Annotated in this window: 14 protein-coding genes and 1 pseudogene; 8 read left to right on the forward strand and 7 right to left on the reverse strand. The window is 63.1% G+C overall.

What is annotated here, in order from left to right:
* Positions 1 to 11 precede the first annotated feature (11 nt).
* The 3 genes from ACVIN2_RS34405 to ACVIN2_RS34415 form a co-directional block, all read right to left on the reverse strand.
* Positions 12 to 440, reverse strand: a complete 429-nt coding sequence (locus ACVIN2_RS34405) for a GlcG/HbpS family heme-binding protein (RefSeq protein WP_456769011.1) — start codon at positions 438 to 440, stop codon at positions 12 to 14.
* The gene (locus tag ACVIN2_RS34410; protein ID WP_456769012.1) at positions 433 to 3,411 is read right to left on the reverse strand and encodes an FAD-binding and (Fe-S)-binding domain-containing protein; all 2,979 of its coding nucleotides are present in this window, start codon (positions 3,409 to 3,411) and stop codon (positions 433 to 435) included. Before ACVIN2_RS34410 ends, ACVIN2_RS34405 begins: the two co-directional genes overlap by 8 nt.
* Before the next feature lie 105 nt (positions 3,412 to 3,516).
* The gene (locus ACVIN2_RS34415; protein WP_456769013.1) at positions 3,517 to 4,254 is read right to left on the reverse strand and encodes a GntR family transcriptional regulator; all 738 of its coding nucleotides are present in this window, start codon (positions 4,252 to 4,254) and stop codon (positions 3,517 to 3,519) included.
* Between the two features lie 131 nt (positions 4,255 to 4,385).
* Here ACVIN2_RS34415 and ACVIN2_RS34420 point away from each other — a divergent pair, with 131 nt between their 5' ends.
* The 4 genes and pseudogenes from ACVIN2_RS34420 (at position 4,386) to ACVIN2_RS34435 (ending at position 9,067) form a co-directional block, all read left to right on the forward strand.
* Complete coding sequence (locus tag ACVIN2_RS34420; protein ID WP_456769014.1) at positions 4,386 to 5,588, forward strand: pyridoxal-phosphate-dependent aminotransferase family protein; 1,203 nt, start codon at positions 4,386 to 4,388, stop codon at positions 5,586 to 5,588.
* A 55-nt stretch (positions 5,589 to 5,643) separates the two neighbouring features.
* A pseudogene (locus ACVIN2_RS34425) lies at positions 5,644 to 6,928 on the forward strand (MFS transporter).
* A 114-nt stretch (positions 6,929 to 7,042) separates the two neighbouring features.
* Entirely contained in the window at positions 7,043 to 8,242 is a 1,200-nt protein-coding gene (locus ACVIN2_RS34430; protein WP_456769015.1) for a pyridoxal-phosphate-dependent aminotransferase family protein, read from the forward strand.
* Between the two features lie 27 nt (positions 8,243 to 8,269).
* A complete protein-coding gene (locus tag ACVIN2_RS34435; protein ID WP_456769016.1) occupies positions 8,270 to 9,067 on the forward strand; it encodes an enoyl-CoA hydratase/isomerase family protein in 798 nt (265 codons plus the stop codon).
* Between the two features lie 610 nt (positions 9,068 to 9,677).
* On the opposite strand, the gene ACVIN2_RS34440 is transcribed toward ACVIN2_RS34435, so the two are convergent.
* The gene (locus ACVIN2_RS34440) at positions 9,678 to 10,031 is read right to left on the reverse strand and encodes a hypothetical protein (RefSeq protein ID WP_456769017.1); all 354 of its coding nucleotides are present in this window, start codon (positions 10,029 to 10,031) and stop codon (positions 9,678 to 9,680) included.
* A 595-nt stretch (positions 10,032 to 10,626) separates the two neighbouring features.
* Between ACVIN2_RS34440 and ACVIN2_RS34445 the strand changes: the two genes are divergently transcribed.
* The 3 genes from ACVIN2_RS34445 (at position 10,627) to ACVIN2_RS34455 (ending at position 13,827) form a co-directional block, all read left to right on the forward strand.
* Positions 10,627 to 11,601: a Bug family tripartite tricarboxylate transporter substrate binding protein gene (locus ACVIN2_RS34445; RefSeq protein WP_456769018.1), complete on the forward strand. Its 975-nt coding sequence runs from the start codon at positions 10,627 to 10,629 to the stop codon at positions 11,599 to 11,601.
* Between the two features lie 171 nt (positions 11,602 to 11,772).
* On the forward strand, positions 11,773 to 12,315 hold the full coding sequence (locus ACVIN2_RS34450) for a tripartite tricarboxylate transporter TctB family protein (RefSeq protein ID WP_456769019.1): 543 nt from the start codon (positions 11,773 to 11,775) through the stop codon (positions 12,313 to 12,315).
* Between the two features lie 12 nt (positions 12,316 to 12,327).
* Positions 12,328 to 13,827: a tripartite tricarboxylate transporter permease gene (locus ACVIN2_RS34455; RefSeq protein ID WP_456769020.1), complete on the forward strand. Its 1,500-nt coding sequence runs from the start codon at positions 12,328 to 12,330 to the stop codon at positions 13,825 to 13,827.
* 24 nt (positions 13,828 to 13,851) lie between these two features.
* On the opposite strand, the gene ACVIN2_RS34460 is transcribed toward ACVIN2_RS34455, so the two are convergent.
* From ACVIN2_RS34460 to ACVIN2_RS34470, 3 genes are all read right to left on the reverse strand, one after another.
* Positions 13,852 to 14,241 (reverse strand): hypothetical protein, encoded by a 390-nt coding sequence (locus ACVIN2_RS34460; RefSeq protein WP_456769021.1) that lies wholly within the window; start codon positions 14,239 to 14,241, stop codon positions 13,852 to 13,854.
* A 388-nt stretch (positions 14,242 to 14,629) separates the two neighbouring features.
* Entirely contained in the window at positions 14,630 to 15,823 is a 1,194-nt protein-coding gene (locus tag ACVIN2_RS34465; RefSeq protein WP_456769022.1) for a CaiB/BaiF CoA transferase family protein, read from the reverse strand.
* A 134-nt stretch (positions 15,824 to 15,957) separates the two neighbouring features.
* Positions 15,958 to 16,272 (reverse strand): hypothetical protein, encoded by a 315-nt coding sequence (locus tag ACVIN2_RS34470; protein WP_456769023.1) that lies wholly within the window; start codon positions 16,270 to 16,272, stop codon positions 15,958 to 15,960.
* Positions 16,273 to 16,471: 199 nt separating this feature from the next.
* Here ACVIN2_RS34470 and ACVIN2_RS34475 point away from each other — a divergent pair, with 199 nt between their 5' ends.
* The gene (locus ACVIN2_RS34475; RefSeq protein ID WP_456769024.1) at positions 16,472 to 18,889 is read left to right on the forward strand and encodes an FG-GAP-like repeat-containing protein; all 2,418 of its coding nucleotides are present in this window, start codon (positions 16,472 to 16,474) and stop codon (positions 18,887 to 18,889) included.
* The last annotated feature ends 305 nt before the right edge of the window (positions 18,890 to 19,194 follow it).

The following is a 19,194-nucleotide window of genomic DNA, read 5'->3' on the forward strand; positions in this document are numbered from 1 at the left end:
GTGGATGATCGTTATCCCGCGTTAGCCTTCAACCCCGAGGCCTGGATGCCCGCTATCGCGCACGCCTCGTCATTGTCCGACGTGTCGCCGGAGACGCCGACAGCGCCAAACAGTGTCGTGCCGTCCATGATCAGCACGCCGCCGGGGACCGGCACCAGCGCGCCCTTGGCCATGGTGTTCACGGCGTCGATGAAATAGGCCTGCTCCTGCGCGCGCTGAAACAGGGCGCGTGAGCCCATGCCCAATGCGAGCGCGCCATAGGCCTTGCCGTGCGCGATCTCGGCGCGCATCAGGCTGGTGCCGTCCTGCGCCGCGGCGATCTTGAGCACGCCGCGGGCGTCGAGGACGGTGACGACGAGCGGCTTCAGCTTCAGCTCGGTGGATTTCGCGAAGGCGGCGTCGAGGATTTTGCGGGCGGTGTCGAGGGTGAGGTCAGCCATGGCTGGTTTCCTTTGCAAGGGGAGTGGTTGTGGATTGGGTCTTCGCACGATCAATGCTCATCGCCAGCACGCGCGCGACGTGAAGCGCCTCGCGCTGGGTGCCGTCGTGGATCTGGTGTCGGCAGGAGGTGCCATCGGCGACGAGCAGCGTATTCTGATCTGCGCGCCGCACCGCGGGTAGCAGCGAGAGCTCGGCCATTTCGATCGAGGCATCGTAGGTGTCCGCGCCATAACCGAAGGCGCCGGCCATGCCGCAGCAGCTCGACTCGATGGTCTCGACCTTCAGGCCGGGAACGAGGCGCAGCACCTGCTCGACCGGCTTGTGCGCGCCGAAGGATTTTTGATGGCAATGGCCGTGCACCAGGGCTTTGTCGGCGATCGCGCCGAGCGGCAGTTGCAGCCGGCCGGCCTCGGCCTCGCGCACCAGGAATTCCTCGAAGGTCAGCGCGTGGGCGCCGACGGCCTTGGCATCATCGTCCTTGCGCAGCGAGGCGAGCTCGTCGCGCAAGGTCAAAAGGCAGCTTGGCTCAAGCCCGACGATCGGCACGCCGCGCGCGGCGAACGGCGCGAAGGCAGCGACAAGACGATCGAGCTCGGACCTGGCTTCGTCGACGAGACCAGCGGACAGGAAGGTCCTGCCGCAACACAGCGGGCGGCCACCGCTTGCCGGCTTCGGCAGATGCACGCGATAGCCGCCGGCCGAAAGCACGCGCAGCGCGGCCTCGAGATTTTCGCGCTCATAGATGCGGTTGAAGGTGTCGGCGAACAGCACGACCTCGCGGCCGGTTTCCGGCCCAACGCTGTCCGCGGGCGGCACGAACACATCGCTGCGGAAGGCGGGCAGGGCCCGTCGCGCGCTGATGCCGGCAAAGCGCTCGAACAGCTTTCGCAGCAACGGGCTGCGGTTGCGCAAATTTGCCAGCGGCGCAAAGCGCGACGCGAGGTCGGCATAGCGTGGGAGGTAGCCGACCATGCGGTCACGCAAGGTCAGGCCGTGCGAGGCCGCGCGCGCGGCGAGCACCTCGATCTTCATCTTGGCCATGTCGACGCCGGTTGGGCATTCGTGGCGGCAGGCCTTGCAGGACACGCAAAGCTTTAGCGTCTCCATCATCTCGTCAGAGGAGAGCGCGCCCGCGCCAAGCTGGCCGGAGATCGCGAGGCGCAATGTGTTGGCGCGGCCTCGCGTCACGTCCTTCTCGTTGCGCGTCGCGCGGTAGGACGGACACATCACACCGCCCTCGAGCTTGCGGCAGGCGCCGTTGTTGTTGCACATCTCGATCGCGCCCTGAAAGCCGCCGCCGGCCCCGGGATAAGCCGACCAGTCGAGTTTGGTCTTGAGCTCAGCGACGCGATAGTCCGGTTTGAAGCGAAACAGCGAGCGGTCGTCCATCCTGGGAGCGTCGACGATCTTGCCGGGATTGAGCACGCCATCGGGATCGAAGCGTTGCTTCACCTCGCGGAAGTCGGCGACGAGGCGCTCGCCGAACATCGTTGCGTGGAATTCGGAGCGCACCAGGCCATCGCCGTGCTCGCCGGAATGCGAGCCCTTGTATTCGCGCACCAGTTCGAAGGCTTCCTCGGCGATGGCCCGCATCGCCTTGACGTCCTTCTCCAGCTTCAAATTCAGCACCGGCCGCACATGCAGGCAGCCTTCGGAGGCGTGAGCATACATCGTGCCGCTGGTGCCGTGCCTGGCAAACACCTCGCTCAGCCGCGCGGTGTAGTCGGCGAGATGCGGCAGCGGCACGGCGCAGTCCTCGACGAAGGAGACCGGCTTGCCCTCCTGCTTCATCGACATCATGACGTTGAGGCCGGCGGCGCGGAAATCGGCGATCCCGCTCTGCAGCGCGGGCTCGGTGATTTCCACCACGCCGCCCCATTTGCGCTTGTCATTGTTCCAGCCGAAGCCGAGATCGCCCATCAGCTCGCCGAGCTGCTTGAGGCGCAGAAGATTGTCCGCCTGGTTCTCTTCGGCGAATTCGACCACCAGCACGGCGTCGGGATCGCCCTTGATCGCGGTGGAGATGATGGGCCGGAACATCGCGATGTCGCGGCCGAGTGCGAGCATGGTGCGGTCAACCAGCTCGACCGCGATCGGCTTCAGCTTGACCAGATGCTGGGCCGCGTCCATCGCCTCGTAGAAACGGCCGAAATGGCAGATGCCGAGCACCTTGTTGCGGATCACAGGCCACAGCTTCAGCTCGACCTTGGTGGTGAAGGCGAGAGTGCCCTCGGAGCCGACGAGAAGGTGTGCCATGTTGTTGCGGGCATTGCGCGGCACCAGCGCATCGAGATTGTAGCCGCCGACACGGCGCTGCACCTTTGGGAAGCGCGCGGCGATCTCCCCGGCCTCGCGGGCGCCGAGATCGAGCATGTCGCGGAACAGGGCGCGGGCGCCGTCGTTCGCATCGAGGTCGGAGAGATCGCGCGACACCTCGCCGTAATGGCTCAGCCTGCCATCGGCGAGCGCGGCCTCCATCGACAGCGTGTTGTCGCGCATGGTGCCGTATCGCAGGCTACGGCCGCCGCAGGAATTATTGCCCGCCATGCCGCCGATGGTTGCGCGCGAGGCCGTGGAGACGTCGACCGGAAACCAGAGGCCGTGCTTTTTCAGCTGGCGGTTGAGGTCGTCGAGCACGATGCCCGGCTCGACCACGCAGGTGCGGTTTGCTACGTCGAGCGAGAGGATCCGGTTCAGGTGCTTCGAGAGATCGACCACGAGGCCGTCATTGACGGTCTGGCCGCATTGCGAGGTGCCGCCGCCGCGCGGGGTAACTTTCCGTCCGTCGTCCCGGGCGATCGCCAGCGCCCGCAAGGCCTCGTCCATGGTCCGGGGCACGACCACGCCCGCGGGCACGATCTGATAGAACGAGGCGTCGGTGGCGTAGCGGCCGCGGCTGAAGGGATCGAACAGGACGTCGCCGGTCATTTCCGCGCGCAGGCGCCGTTCGAGCGAGGAGGCGTTTGTCATCCTTGGTCCCGGACTGATCCAGCGAGGCGTGTGGCCGGACTGGAGTATTCATTCTTGTTTCTAGCCGATTATGTTATGAATTCAAAATGAGCAAGCCGGCTGCCCTCAAGGGGAGGCCGGAGCGTCCTCTTGGGGCTCGGTCAGGTGCTCGATCGCGGCCGTCCGCTTGTTGCGCAGGTGCTGGAACAGGATGTCGCTGAGCTCGCTTTCGGCACGGCGGCGCAGCGCATCGAGGATGGCCTCGTGCTCGCGCATCGCTTCCGCCCAGCGCTGCCGCTTGCGGGCGAAATTGGCGGAGTAGCGGACGCGGCGGATGCGGCCCGCAAAATTGGCGTAGGCGGTCTTCAGCGTCTCGTTGCGCGCGGCCGCCACGATGCTCTCGTGGATGCGCTGGTTGATCTGGAAATAGCCGTGCATGTCGCGATGCAGATAGTGGCCGTACATCTCGTAATGCAGCTGCTCGATCGCGGTGATTTCCGCATCCGTAATGGCTTCGCAGGCAAGCCGCCCGGCCAGGCTTTCCAGCCCCGCCATCACGTCGAACAGCTCCTCGAGGTCGCGCTGGCTGAGCTGGCGGACCCGCGCGCCGCGGTTGGGCAGGAGCTCGATCAGGCCCTCGGCGGCGAGCACTTTGAGTGCCTCGCGCAGCGGTGTGCGGGAGATGCCGAGCATCTCGCAGAGCTGCCGCTCGGGAACGCGCGCGCCGTCGGGAATGTTGCCCTCGACCACGTAGTCGCGCAGCCGCAGCAGAATCTCGCCATGAAGCGAGGCCTCCTGGCGCTCGCCGCCAGGGCCGGCGGGCGGGGCAATCGGAGCCCCGTTGTCGGGAATCGTGGACTTCATTTGCAGCACAGTAGTTTGCCCGTTTGGTTGCGTCGATCTCCACAATCGAATACCAAAAATCGATTGAAAGTACAAAAAATGAATGCAAAATAGACCGCACAGCTGGCCAGAATCGCGACCGGGAGGTTTTCATGCATCAGGGACGCCATTTCCTTCAGATTCCGGGCCCAAGCCCGGTCCCCGAGCGCGTCCTGCGCGCCATGGACATGCCTGTCATCGACCACCGGAGCGCGGAATTCGGCGAGCTCGGTCGGGCCGTGCTCGAGGGCAGCCAGAAAATCTTCCAGACCGCCGGCCCGGTGGTGATCTTCCCCTCGTCGGGGACCGGCGCCTGGGAGGCGGCGATCGTCAACACGCTGTCGCCGGGCGACAAGGTGCTGATGGTCGAGACCGGTCATTTCGCCACCCTGTGGCGGCAAATGGCGGGACGGTTCGGCATCGAGGTCGATTTCGTTCCCGGTGACTGGCGCCGCGGCGCCGATCCGGCCGTGATCGAAGCAAGACTGACCGATGACACCGCGCGCGCGATCAAGGCCGTGATGGTCGTGCACAACGAGACCTCCACCGGGGCGACCAGCCGCATCGCCGAGATCCGCGCTGCGATCGATCGCACGGGCCATCCGGCGCTGCTGATGGTCGACACCATCTCCTCGCTCGGCTCGGTCGACTACCGCCACGACGAATGGAAGGTCGATGTCAGTGTCAGCTGCTCGCAGAAGGGTTTCATGCTGCCGCCCGGCCTCGGCTTCAACGCGATCTCGGAGAAGGCGCGCACTGCTTCGAAGACCAACAGGATGCCGCGCTCCTATTTCGACTGGGAGGAGATGCTCAAGCCTAACGCAAACGGCTTCTTCCCCTACACGCCGGCGACCAACCTGCTCTACGGTCTGCGCGAGGCGATCGCGATGCTGCTCGAAGAGGGGCTCGACAACGTGTTCGCGCGGCATCAGCGGCTGGCGGCTGCGACCCGTGCCGCCGTCAATCATTGGGGCCTCGAGATCCTCTGCCAGGAGCCTGCCGAATTCTCTCCCGTGCTCACGGCAGTGCTGATGCCGCCGGGCCATGACGCCGACCAGTTCCGCAAGATCGCGCTCGACAATTACAACATGTCGCTCGGCTCGGGCCTGTCGAAGGTCGCCGGAAAAGTCTTCCGCATCGGCCATCTCGGCGAATGCAACGCGCTGACGTTGCTCGGCGCGCTCACCGGCGTGGAGATGGGCCTTTCGGTCGCGGGCGTGCCGCACCGTTCTGGCGGCGTCGATGCCGCGATGAAGCTGCTGGAGCAGCGCCCGCAGGGCAATACGTCGCCGCATCTGAAAGTGGTCGGCACTTAAACCGCGCGGGGACACGCGGTCGACGACCACAAAAGATAGTCAGGGAGGGGTGGAGATGAAAATTCGGTTCAAGGCCACGCATGTCGTGCTGGCGATGCTCTGCGCGATGTATTTCATCACCTATGTCGACCGGGTGAACATCGGCACCGCGGCGAGCGAGATCCAGAAGGAGCTGGGTCTGTCGAACACTCAGCTTGGCCTCGTGTTCTCCGCCTTCGCTTATCCCTATCTGCTGTTCCAGGTGATCGGGGGCTGGGTCGGCGATCGTTTCGGGCCGCGCAAGACGCTGTTCTGGTGCGGCATGATCTGGGCGGTGGCCACCATCTCGACCGGCTTCGTGCATGGCCTTGCCGCGCTGTTCGTCGCGCGTTTCGCGCTCGGCTTCGGTGAGGGCGCGACCTTTCCGACCGCGACGCGTGCGATGCAATATTGGACGCCTGCGAACCGCCGCGGTTTTGCGCAAGGGCTGACCCATTCCTTCGCGCGGCTCGGCAATGCCGTGACGCCGCCGGTGGTGGCGCTGCTGATCCTCTGGCTGACCTGGCGCGGCGCGTTCGTCGTGCTCGGCTTCGTCAGCCTGATCTGGGGCGTCATCTGGGTCTGGTATTTCCGCAACGAGCCGAAGGAGCACGCCTTCATTACCGAGGCCGAGCTCGCCGCACTGCCGCCGCGCCCGACCGGCGAGCGGCCGCAGGTGCCATGGGGCCCGCTACTGGGGCGGATGTGGCCGGTGACGCTGACCTATTTTTGCTACGGCTGGTGCTTGTGGCTCTATCTCAACTGGCTGCCGCTGTTCTTCAAGAACAACTACAATCTCGACATCAAGAATTCGGCGCTGTTCGCTTCCGGCGTGTTCTTTGCCGGCGTGATCGGCGACAGCGTCGGCGGCGTGCTGTCCGACAAGATCCTCGACCGCACCGGCAATGTCCGCCTGGCGCGGCTGAGCGTCACCGTTACGGGATTTGCGGGGGCGCTGCTCTCGCTGTTTCCGATCCTGTTCGTCCACGACATTACGATCGTCGCGCTGTGCCTGTCGGCCGGCTTCTTCTGCCGCCGAGCTGGTGATCGGCCCGATGTGGTCGATCCCGATGGACATCGCCCCGAAACATTCCGGTACCGCCTCGGGACTCATGAACACCGGCTCGGCCTTTGCCGCCATCGTATCCCCGCTGGTGGCGGGCTTCGTGATCGACGCGACCGGCAATTGGTACCTGCCGTTCCTGATGTCGATGGGCCTGTTGCTGCTCGGTGGCTTCTCCGCCTTCCTGATGCATCCGGAGCGCCCGTTCACGGAGGCCGAGGGGGGCCTGCCGTCCGGCAAGGTGCTGGCCGCGGAGTAGGGGGCGGCAGCCAGCCCGTTATGCATGTGAGGCGCCTTTAGGAGAGGGGACAAGCCGGTCAAATGGTGCTATTCGGCGGCCATCAAAATCAAGGCAAGACCGGGAAGGACGCCGATGACCGTGCATACTGGAAGGCATTTTCTCCAGATTCCAGGACCGACCAACGTCCCCGACCGCGTGCTGCGGGCGATGGACATGCCGACGCTGGACCATCGCGGTCCGGAGTTCGCCGAACTCGGTTTCGCCGTCCTCGCCGGCATGCAGCGGGTGTTCCGCACCAAGCAGCCCGTGATCATCTTCCCCTCGTCCGGCACCGGCGCCTGGGAAGCTGCGATGGTCAACGTGCTCGCGCCCGGCGACAAGGTCCTGATGTGCGAGACCGGCCAGTTCGCCGTGCTGTGGCGGGGCATCGCCGACAAGTTCAAGCTCGAGGTCGACTTCATCCCGAGCGATTGGCGCCACGGTGCCGACCTCGCGGAGATGGAGAAGCGCCTGGCGGCCGACAAGCAGCACACGATCAAGGCCGTCTGCGTCGTTCACAACGAGACCTCGACCGGCTGCGTGACGCCGCCGCTGGAGGTGCGCAAGCTGCTCGACCGGGTCAAGCATCCCGCGCTGCTGATGGTCGACACCATCTCCGGCCTCGGCTCGATGGAGTACGAACACGATGCATGGGGCATCGACGTCTCGGTCGCCGGTTCGCAGAAGGGCCTGATGCTGCCGCCGGGCCTCGGCTTCAATGCCGTCTCGGAGAAGGCGCTCGCGGTGGCCAAGGCCAACCCCGGCATGCGCTCCTATTGGGACTGGCAGGAGGTCATCTCCTTCAACAAGCTCGGCACCTTCCCCTATACGCCCGCGACCAATTTGCTCTACGGCCTTCGCGAGGCGATCAAGATGCTGGAAGAGGAGGGGCTCGAGAACGTCTGGACCCGCCACAAGCGCCACAGCGCGGCGACGCGTGCCGCGATCAAGGTCTGGGGCCTGGAGACGCAGTGCGCCGATCCTGCCGCGCATTCGCCGGCGCTGACCGGCGTGCGCGTGCCGGACGGACATGACGCCGACGCCTTCCGCAAGGTGGTGCTGGAAGCCTTCGACATGTCGCTCGGCACCGGCCTGAACAAGGTCAAGGGCAAGGTGTTCCGCATCGGCCACATCGGCCATTTCAACGACCTGATGCTGATGGGCACGCTCGCCGGCGTCGAGATGGGCCTCGATCTTGCAAAGATCCCGCACCGGAGCGGCGGCGTGTTGGCGGCCATGGACGTCCTGAAGGGACGCGACGTGGTGCCGATGACCAAAGCTCAGGTGGCTTGAACTAACTTAGAGAAAAGAGAGCGCGCGATGAACGCACCAACGACCGCCAACGAAGACCTGCTCTACTCCGTCACGGACGGCATCGCGCGGATCACTTTCAATCGCCCGCAGGCGCGCAACGCACTGACCTTCGCCATGTACGAGCGCATGGCGGAGATCTGCCAGGAGATCAACGTCGACCGCTCGATCAAGGCGCTGATCCTGACCGGCGCCGGCGACAAGGCGTTTGCCTCCGGCACCGACATTTCTCAATTCCGTGCGTTCAAAACCGCGCAGGACGCGCTCGACTATGAGGCCCGCATCGACCGCGTGCTCGGCACGCTGGAGCAGTGCCGCGTGCCCGTGATCGCGGCGATCGCGGGGGCATGCACCGGCGGCGGCGCCGGAATTGCGGCGTGCTGCGACCTCCGCATCGGGACTGAAACGACGCGCATCGGATTTCCGATCGCGCGCACGCTCGGCAACTGCCTCTCGATGTCGAACATCAGCCGCGTCGTCTCGCTGGTTGGCCCCGCCCGCACCAAGGATCTGATCTTCAAGGCGCGCCTCGTCGAGGCGCCGGAAGCTCTGGCGCTTGGCCTCCTCAACGAGATCGTTCCTGATGTCGAGACGCTGCAGCGCCGCGCCGACGAGACCGCCAGGCTCGTGGCGAGCCACGCTCCGCTGACACTTGAAGCGACTAAGGAGGCAGTGCGCCGCATCCGCCGCACGTTGTCGCGCGAAGAGGGCGAGGATCTGATCCTCAAGGCCTATATGAGCGAAGATTTCCGCGAGGGAATGGACGCCTTCCTCAACAAGCGCACGCCGAACTGGAAGGGCAAATAGCGCGTCAGATCGGTTTGCAGAACGGCTGCTTGCGCAGGCCGCTTTCGATAACCCCGGCACTTTGTCGAGAAACATGCACTTTGGCTCAGAGGCCAGCTCGAACGATGTGAGGCGGCGGTTCTTTCGCCGATTTCAATTGTTGGGTTTTGTCGCAGGTCACCGCGGCCGGTCGAATTGGAGCTACGCTTGGCGGTGGCGCTTCGGGCGAACAGGCTTGGGCGGCCCGACCATGAATCCAGCCTGAGTGATCAGGCGCTGCCATCATCGAAGGGGCGAAGGTCCATCTTCGACGTCTGCCAACCGAATGGTGCCTTCATGGGTTGCCTGCGGCAAGTGCTTCGCCCAACGGGCTTTGGCGGCTCTGCGAGCGATGTCCTTCCGCTTATCGTTTGATAGCGCAGCTGCCCTCGCAATGCCGCCGGCGGCTCGAGCGGGAACTCCCCATGGCACTCCCTTGCGCTTGGACCCGTGCTTTACTCTCATCTTCATTCTTCGTGCCTGCATCGGAAAATTTCAAGGGTGTGATCTGTCGCACGTCTAGCTAGAGAAGCTGACCCGACCTTCCCGGCGGAAGCGTGTCCGCGTGATGGAATTGCGCCGAGCCGCAACGTCATTCCTCAAGCTGCGTAAGCTCATTCAAAACAATCTCGACGCGCTCGGGTGAAGAGCAGTGCCAAACTGCTGTGCAGAACGCCTTCAGGATCACGTCCTTGCAGCCAATTTGCGGTACGGGCCGAAACGTTGCCGCAATAGTCTGACTGACACGAAGAGCTTGGTAGACATCCCGTTCCTGATAGAGCTTCGGTCCAAAGAAGCTTCCCAGCAATCCGCCCCAGAAGCTGTGCTTATGGGAGCGTACCAGGACGCCCTTCTTGCCCACGGAGATCCAACAGGCGTCTCCGCTGTCCAGGATTATCGTCGCGTCGTGGCCAAATCTCTCGTTGGTATAGAGAAGGCGCGGCATCTAAATTCACAAGCTCTTTCTTGACGCAGAATATGGGCCGCCCTTTTGGGTGGATCACGCGCATACAACTATTATGTGGTCACTCATAGCACGCGAATGCGATAGACGCGGGCCGCCTGGCTTCATCCTATCAGGACGAACCAGTCGCTCTTATCCCAAAGCCAGGATGAACGCGCAACCGGTTGCTCCATCCAAATCGATCCGCTCCTTGCTTCTAGGAGGCACGAATCCGAACTATGAGGGCGAAGCCTGTCATCAATTCTGCGCATCCTAGGCCTAATGGTTGGCTGCTCGCCCGTAGCGACCGTCGTCCTCGCCCCCTCGGACGTCGACACTCCGCAGATCGGGCGACGGTCGCAGGTCTCGCTGGACCCTTTTCTGTTGTATAGTGGTACGGCGCGCTAGAGCCTCTCCAAGTTCGACGCTTGGAACGCTGTCGCGGGCCGCCTCATTCCAAAGTCTAAAGCAGAACGCATGGCGCGGCTTGAACTCGGCCGCATTCGCCAGCACAATGGGTGGTGAATTCGCCTCTGAATTTCTAATCCGAACAAGAACATAGGCAAAACCCTGGGGGAAGACGCGCGTGGGACATGGAATGAGGGCCGCGGTGACGCTTGCGGCGGCACTTTGCGGCACGCCGGCCTTTGCCGGTTGGGAACCGACCAAGCCGGTCGAGATCGTGGTCGCGGCGGGCGCGGGCGGCGCCTCCGACCAGATGGCGCGGATGATGCAGGCCGCGATCCAGAAGAACAATCTGATGAAGCAGCCGATCGTGGTCTCGCTCAAGGGCGGCGCTTCGGGGGCGGAAGCGCTGATGTACATGAAATCCAGCGAGGGCGACCCCAACAAGGTGCTGATCGCCTATTCACTGATCTACATGCTGCCGCTGTCGGCCAAGATTCCGTTCAACTGGCGTGAGCTGACTCCGGTTTCGGTGATCGCGCTCGACCAGTTCGTGCTGTGGGACAACAGCGCCGGTCCGAAGACGGTGAAGGAGTTCGTTGCAGCCGCGAAGGCCGCAAGTGCCCCGTTCAAGATGGGCGGCACCGGCTCGAAGCGCGAGGATCACGTGCTGACCGTCTTCCTCGAGCAGAAGACCGGCGCGAAATTCTCCTATCTGCCCTACAAGTCCGGCGGCGAGGCGGCGACCCAGCTGGTCGGCAACCACACCGAATCCAACGTCAACAATCCATCCGAAAATCTCGAAGTCTGGCGCGCGGGCCAGGTGCGTCCGCTCTGCGTGTTCGACAAGGAGCGAATCTCCTACACCGGCAAGGTGACGGAGACGCAGTCCTGGGCCGACATCCCCACCTGCAAGGAGGAGGGCGTCGACGTCCAGTACCTGATGCTGCGCGCGATGTTCCTGCCCGGCAAGGTCACGGCGGAACAGCAGGCGTTCTATGTCGATCTGTTCCACAAGGTAACGCAGACCGCGGAATACAAGGACTACATGGAAAAGCAGGCGCTCAAGCCGATCTTCCTGACCGGCAAGGACATGGTGCAATTCCTCGAGGAGGACGATGCAGTCAACAAGTCGCTGATGACGGAAGCCGGATTCGTCGCGAAGTAGCCGTCTTCACCTCGCCCCGCTTGCGGAGGTCGCATCGCATCGAAGAAGCGATGCGGGTGAGGGGGACTCTCCGCGAGTCCGTCTATCACCGTCCTCGTGGAGACTCCCCTCACCCTAACCCTCTCCCCGCAGACGGGAGAGCGGATTGGCCACAGCGATTGTTGTTCGTTCATGCCCCAAACCGATCTTGAAATCGTCGTCGACGATCCGACCGCGCCCGAAGACGACTCGCCTTCCGTCGTCTCCTCCGGCACGATCGAGATATTCGTCTGCCTCCTGCTGCTCGCGCTGGCCGCTACGCTCGGCTACGACAATTGGCGCACCGGCGCCTCCTGGGATTCGACCGGGCCAGAGCCCGGCTATTTCCCGTTCTATCTCTCCGTCATTCTCGGTGGTGCCAGCCTCTACGGCCTGATCATGGCGCTGGTCGCGCACCGCGCGGCGCCCGAGACCTTCGTCACCCGTGCGCAAGCCCGTCGCGTGATGGCGGTGTTCGGGCCGACGCTGCTGTTCTGCCTGGCGACGCAGTTTCTCGGCCTCTATGTCGCGAGCTTCCTGCTGATCGCGAGCTTCATGCGCCTGGTCGGCAAGATCGCGCTGTGGAAGTCGCTGCTCACCGCTGTCGTATTCACGGCGATCATGTTCGTTACCTTCGACATCGCCTTCGACGTCATCATGCCGAAAGGGCCGCTCGAAGCGGCCTTCGGCCACTAAGGCGAGCCCGCGATGGAAGCTCTCGGCCTGTTGCTTCACGGTTTCGCCGTCCTGCTGACGTGGAAGACGCTCGCGCTGATGATGGTCGGGCTGGTGCTCGGCATCTTCGTCGGCGTCCTGCCCGGGCTCGGCGGACCCAACGGCGTCGCGATCCTGCTGCCGCTCACCTTCACGATGGATCCGACCTCGGCGATCGTGATGCTGTCCTGCATCTACTGGGGCGCGCTGTTCGGCGGCGCGATCACCTCGATCCTGTTCAACATCCCCGGCGAAGCCTGGTCAGTCGCGACCACTTTCGACGGCTATCCGATGGCGCAGCAGGGCAGGGCGGCGGAGGCGCTGACGGCGGCGTTCACGTCCTCTTTCATCGGCTCGCTGGTCGCGGTGCTGCTGATCACCTTCCTTGCCCCGATGATCTCGTCCTTTGCGCTGAAGTTCGGCCCGCCCGAGTTCTTCGCGGTGTATCTTTTGACCTTCTGCTCCTTCGTCGGTCTCGGGCGCGAGGCCAAGCACAAGACCGTCATCTCGATGTCGCTGGGGCTGTTGCTCGCCGGCATCGGCATGGACACAGTGTCAGGCAATCTGCGCATGACCTTCGGCTCGTCCGAGCTTTTGCGCGGCATCAACTTCCTCGTCGCCGTCATCGGCCTGTTCGGCATCAGCGAGATCCTGCTGACGATGGAGGAGCGCCTGGCGCTGCGCGGACACGCGGCAAGCATTTCGTTGCGCGTCGTGATGAGTGTGTGGAAGGACCTGCCGAAATACTGGGTGACGCTGCTGCGCTCCTCCTTCATCGGCTGCTGGCTCGGCATTACCCCGGGCGGCGCGATCGCGGCCTCCTTCATGGGCTACAACCTGGCAAAGCGTTTCTCCAAGGACCCCGAGAGCTTCGGCAAGGGCCGCATCGAGGGCGTGTTCGCGCCGGAGACGGCGGCGCATGCCTCCGGCACCGCGGCGCTGCTGCCGATGCTGGCGCTCGGCATTCCCGGCTCCGGCACCGCCGCGATCCTGCTCGGCGGATTGATGGTGTGGGGGCTCAATCCCGGACCGCTGCTGTTCGTCGAGCACAAGGATTTCGTCTGGGGCCTGATCGCCTCGATGTATCTCGGCAATGTCGTCGGCCTCGTGCTGGTGCTGACGACGGTGCCGATCTTCGCCTCGATCCTGCGCGTGCCGTTCGCCGCAGTGGCGCCGATGATCGTGGTGTCCTGCGCGATCGGCGCCTATGCGATCCAGAACGCGATGTTCGACATCTGGCTGATGCTGGGCTTCGGAGTCGTCGGCTACGTCTTCAAGAAGATCGGCATTCCGCTGGCGCCGTTCACGCTGGCGCTCGTGCTCGGCAACCGCGCCGAGGATGCCTTCCGCCTGTCGATGATCGGCGCCGGCGGCGACCTCAAGGTGTTCTGGTCGAATGGCCTGGTCGGCTCGATCACGACCTTGGCGATCGTGCTGCTGTTTTGGCCGGTACTCGATCGTCTCCTCGGACAGCTAAAATCGAGGAGGCGATAGAAAACCGCATGGTATTCTATTCGCTTATTGCTTTGCGACTAGCGCGGTTGCCGCAACGAGTGCGGCGAAGGCGGCCTGCGACACGATACCAATCTGCCAGTTCAGCCTACGTTTAGTGTGTATCCAGACATGGAAGCGTTGAAGCGTCGCGAGCGGTTCTCGCTTGTAGAGGCTATGCACGAACTGGAGCGGGTCGGGCAGCATGCCGGCGGCTGCCCCCAGTGCGATCACCCAAATCGGCGCGCCTGGGTAAAATAGAAGGATCGCCAGGGCGAATCCAGTCGACGCATCGGTAGCAATCGTGAGCAGGTCCATCCACAACCGATAATCCACCTTCAACAGTCGGTTATCGGCATTCTTCCGAACTGAGATTGCTTGAAGGGGGTAGTCCCAATGTGGAATTGCATCGATCACAAAATGGCTCGCAAATCCTGCGACAGCGAGCACGATTGGATGGGAGGGCAACATAAAAGCGATGGCGCCGCCAACAATCGCGTGTGTACTTAGAATCATACCGGACCGTACCGCTCGAGCATCCGCCCCACAAAAGCACGGCCTCACCCATAAGCACAAGGCCGTCCCCAGGGTGCGCCCGGCAGACACAATTGTGAACTCGCGACCTTTAACGAGGAGCTGGTTAGTAAACGCAGGCTGAACGAGCGTCTTCCGTTCGCTGACCACCTTGTTCCAAGGCGACACGCGCCGGGTACCGGACTGTGCGCGAGCGCGTACACTAGGCGACCTGAGACGAGCGTGCTTTCGCGTGCTTTTTCATGTCGCTTTCTGCGCGCTCACTTTGAATCTACACGACCCTCGCCGCCCTGAGAGCTACGATTTCGTCTTGATCAAAACCGAATTCTGCGAGCACTTCGTCGGTCTGCTCGCCGAATTCCGGCGGCCGCGCCACCATCCTGCTCGGCGTGCGCGACAGCGTCACGGGCTGGCCGACCAGACGGATGTCGCGACCCTCGTCATTCGGCACCTCCTGCGCAATGCCGAGATGTTTGACCTGCTCGTCTTCGAACATCTGGTCGATGGCGTAGATCGGCCCGCAGGGCACGCCGGCCTCGTTGAGTTCACGGACCCAGGTCTCGGTGGACTTCGTCAAGGTACGCTTCTCGATCTCGGCATTGAGCGCGTCGCGGTTCTTGGAGCGGGTCGGCGCGGTCAGATAGTCGGGATGGCTGTAGAGTTCCGGCGCGCCGATCGCCTGGGCGCAGCGCTCCCAGATCCGGCCGCCCGTGGTGGCGATGTTGATGTAGCCGTCCGAGGTCTTGAACACGCCGGTCGGAATGCTGGTCGGGTGATTGTTGCCGGCCTGCTTGGCCACTTCGTTCTCCATCAGCCAGCGCGCGGCCTGGAAGTCGAGCATGAAGATCTGGGCCTGCAGCAGCGAGGTCTGCACCCACTGGCCCTTGCCCGAGACCTCGCGCTCCAGCAGTGCGGTGAGGATGCCCATGGCACAGAACAGACCGGCGGTGAGGTCGGCGACCGGAATGCCGACCCGCATCGGGCCTTCGCCCGGCGCGCCCGTGATCGACATCAATCCGCCCATGCCTTGCGCGATCTGATCGAAGCCCGGCCGCTTGTGGTAAGGCCCGTCCTGGCCGAAGCCGGAGATGCTGCCGTAGACGATGCGCGGATTGATCCTGGCGAGGCCCTCGTAGTCGATGCCCAGCTTCTTTTTCACGTCGGGACGGAAATTCTCCACCACGACGTCGGCTTTGGCGGCGAGGCGCTTGAATACGGCGAGCCCGCGCTCGTCCTTCAGGTTAAGCGTCATCGCCCGCTTGTTGCGATGCAAATTCTGGAAGTCGGAGCCCCGCCGCGGCCCGCCCGGCTGCTCGCCGCCGGCATCCGCGGTGAGCGCGTCGATCTTGATTACGTTGGCGCCCCAGTCCGCGAGCTGCCGCACGCAGGTGGGCCCGGACCGGACGCGGGTCAGATCGAGCACGGTGAAGCGTGACAGGGCTTCCGAGGCATGCGGAAAGGGCATCTTGGTGGGCTCCGGGACAAATTGCGGGCCTACCATAGTGCCGAATGACCATGCGGCAAGACATCACGCGGCAGGTCAGGGCCGCGGGGATGCCGCCTGTCAAAGTGCGATGCCTGAGGGGCGCCCGCGAAGGATCAGCGCGCCAGCTGTTTCAGCTCGGCGCGCGCCTGCTCGGCCAGCGGGTCATCGCCGTGGCGCGCAATGAACAGCTCGAACGCCTCCCGCGTCCCCTTGCGACGGGCGGAATCGTACTCCTCCGCGACCGCAGCCGAGGGATCGCGGGCCATTGGAACGGAGGGGGCGCGCCCGGCTGTGCCGCCTTGCTTGCCGTCCTCATCCGCATTGGCTTTTCCGACCATGACAGGTAGTCCTCCGAAGGGCAGATGGCCCGGCCCGGCGAGCGCCATCAGGGCGCCGAACAGACCGGCCGACAGGGAACGTGGTTTCATGATTTCACTCGCAACACGGCAGCTAGCCGGAACCGGCATCCTCGTCCTGGCCCGTATGACTACGGGAATTGATGGCTAACACGGTCTTAGGGAAGGACTCCGGACCGGCTCGCCAAAATTAAACCAAACGTTTAACTCTCAAGCTAGAATCACCTGACGCGCCCCGAATCGAACGGGGTTTGCTGCTTCGGAGATTCCCTTGGCTACCGCCGTCAACGTCAGTGCGACCAATAACGCCGAAATCGACGGCCTGCTGTCGGGCTACAAATGGTCCGGCACGATCACCTACAGCTTTCCGGACGCTGCAAGCGACTACGCCAGTCCCTACAGCGGCGGCAGCAGTGAGCCGACGACCTCGGGTTTTGCCTCGGCGCCGAGTCAGATGCAGGCGGCGATCAATTACGCGATCGGACTGATCCTCGGCTACACCAACGCCAGCATCCAGTACGCCGGGACGAACGGCGCCGACATCATGGTCGCGCAGTCGCCAGCGGCCAATCCGACCTCCTACGCCTATTACCCCGGTAACTACGCGCCTGGCGGCGACGTGTGGTTCGGAACCGCCTACAACTATTCGCTGGCTGCGCTCGGCAACTACTATTTTACGACTGCGTTGCACGAGCTCGGACACGCGTTGGGCCTCAAGCACAGTCAGGAGGCAGGCGGCCCCGCCAATGTCGCAGTGCCGAGCGCGCATGACGACAGCGAATACACCGTCATGAGCTATCGCAGCTATGTCGGCGCTTCGACCACGAGCGGCTACACCAATGAAGCCTTTGGATATCCGCAGACCTATATGGCCAACGATATCCTCGCGCTGCAGACGATGTACGGCGCAGACTACGCCACCCAGGGCGGGACCACCGTCTATACATGGAGCCCGACCACCGGGCAGGAGTTCATCAACGGCGCTGGCCAGCCGGCCGACAACGGCGGTGCCGGTGGCTCGGCCAATCGCATCTACGAGACCATCTGGGATGGTGGCGGCGTCGATACCTATGACCTTTCGAACTACACGACGAACCTGAGCATCAATCTCAATCCAGGTGCGTCGTCCGTGTTCTCGTCGGTTCAACTCGCCAATCTCGGAAACGGCCATTACGCGTCGGGTAACGTCTACAATTCCTATCTCTACAACAACGACGCGCGGTCCTACATCGACAACGCCACGGGCGGGTCAGGCAACGACACGATCCTGGGCAACGCCATCGCCAACACGCTGAAGGGCGGTGGCGGAAATGACACGATCACCGGCGGGGGAGGGAACGACACAATCGATGGAGGCTCGGGCACCGACACGGCAGTCTATTCGGGCAACGAAGCCAACTACGCCATCTCCTACAATTCGATGACGCAGACTTTCACCATTGTGGACCAGCGTTCCGGCTCGCCCGATGGGACAGATACGGTGACGGGCGTGGAGAATTTTCAGTTCGGTGATGGCACCAGTACCCTTTCTGTGACTTCGTTTGACCCGGATAACATGTTCATTGCTGACTTTAACGGCGACCAAAGAGCGGACCTTCTTCATCTTGTTGGCCAGACTGGCTTCATAGCACTGTCGACAGGGTCGGCTTTTTCCGCTGAAAGTCCATGGGGAACGGGGCTAACTTCTTCGGATGTTCGGGCTGATGCCAACGGAGACGGCAAGGCAGATCTCATACAGTTCTATAATGGTCGAGAAGTGGTTGCGTTGTCCGAAGGCAGCAAGTTCGGTCCCTGGGTGGACTGGGCCACAGGGGCGACTGCGACCGATAAGTTCGTGGACGTCAACGGCGATGGTAAGGTTGACCTCGTGCAGTTCTACGGCGGCCGAGAGGTCGTCGCCTTGTCCGACGGAACTAAGTTCGGACCTTGGCAGGGGTGGACAGGTGGCGCAACTGCGGCCGACAAGCTGGTCGACGTTAATGGGGACGGAAAAGCGGATCTCGTGCAGTTCTACAACGGTCAGGAGACCGTCGCTCTCTCGGACGGTACCAAGTTTCTTTCCTGGGCGAATTGGGCGAGTGGGACGACGGAAGCCGACAAGTTCGCGGACGTCAATGGTGATGGCAAGGCCGACCTCGTGCAGTGCTATAATGGGCGAGAGGTAGTTGCACTATCGGACGGCACGAAGTTTGGGCCGTGGCGTGACTGGACCGGCGGAGCAACCTCTAGTGACAAGTTCGTCGACGTCAATGGAGATGGCAAGGCGGACCTAGTACAATTTTATAATGGGCGAGAGGTTGTGGCGACGTCAGACGGTACAAAATTCGGCCCTTGGAAAGACTGGGCCATCGGTGCCACTTCTGGCGATAAGTTCTCAGACCTTAATGGGGATGGCAAATTTGATCTACTTCAATTCAACAGAGGGACCGCGTATGTGGCGCTTTCGACAGGCTCTAATTTCTCCCCATGGGAAGATTGGGGAGCTCCGCCTCTCAACAACAGTCGCTCACCTGAATTAGCGGTATATCCACCGGCGGCTCCATACGATCACTCGAACCAGGACATCCATGATAGTCCACAAACAACAATAGTTTTTCGTTCGGATGCCCGACCTGATACGACGGTGCACCACCAGGCTGATAGTCACGTCGATCATCTCGTATCGAGCGACGGCTTCTTCCTTAGCTGAACGCCGAGCGCGGTGATAAACGGGCGGGCGATAATGAACGGAGTTCTTGTCGACTTTCCATCTTAAGTCAGAGTAAGTGTCGTTCTCGGGCGACGGGTTTTGAGGGCTTCAGGCGTAGGTGCCAGGTAGTAGCTGGCGGATGTGATTTGGATAGTCGTGGAGTCCCGGTCAGGATCTCGGCCAGATGGGCGAGCGGATCGACCTCGTGGAGTCTGCAGCTCACATCAGCGACGAGATTAGAGCCAGTGTTCAGCGTCGCCGTAGGATCGCGCAAACAGCGCGTGCGGGCCGAGATTGACAACACG

Source organism: Bradyrhizobium sp. USDA 3650 (assembly GCF_054057395.1).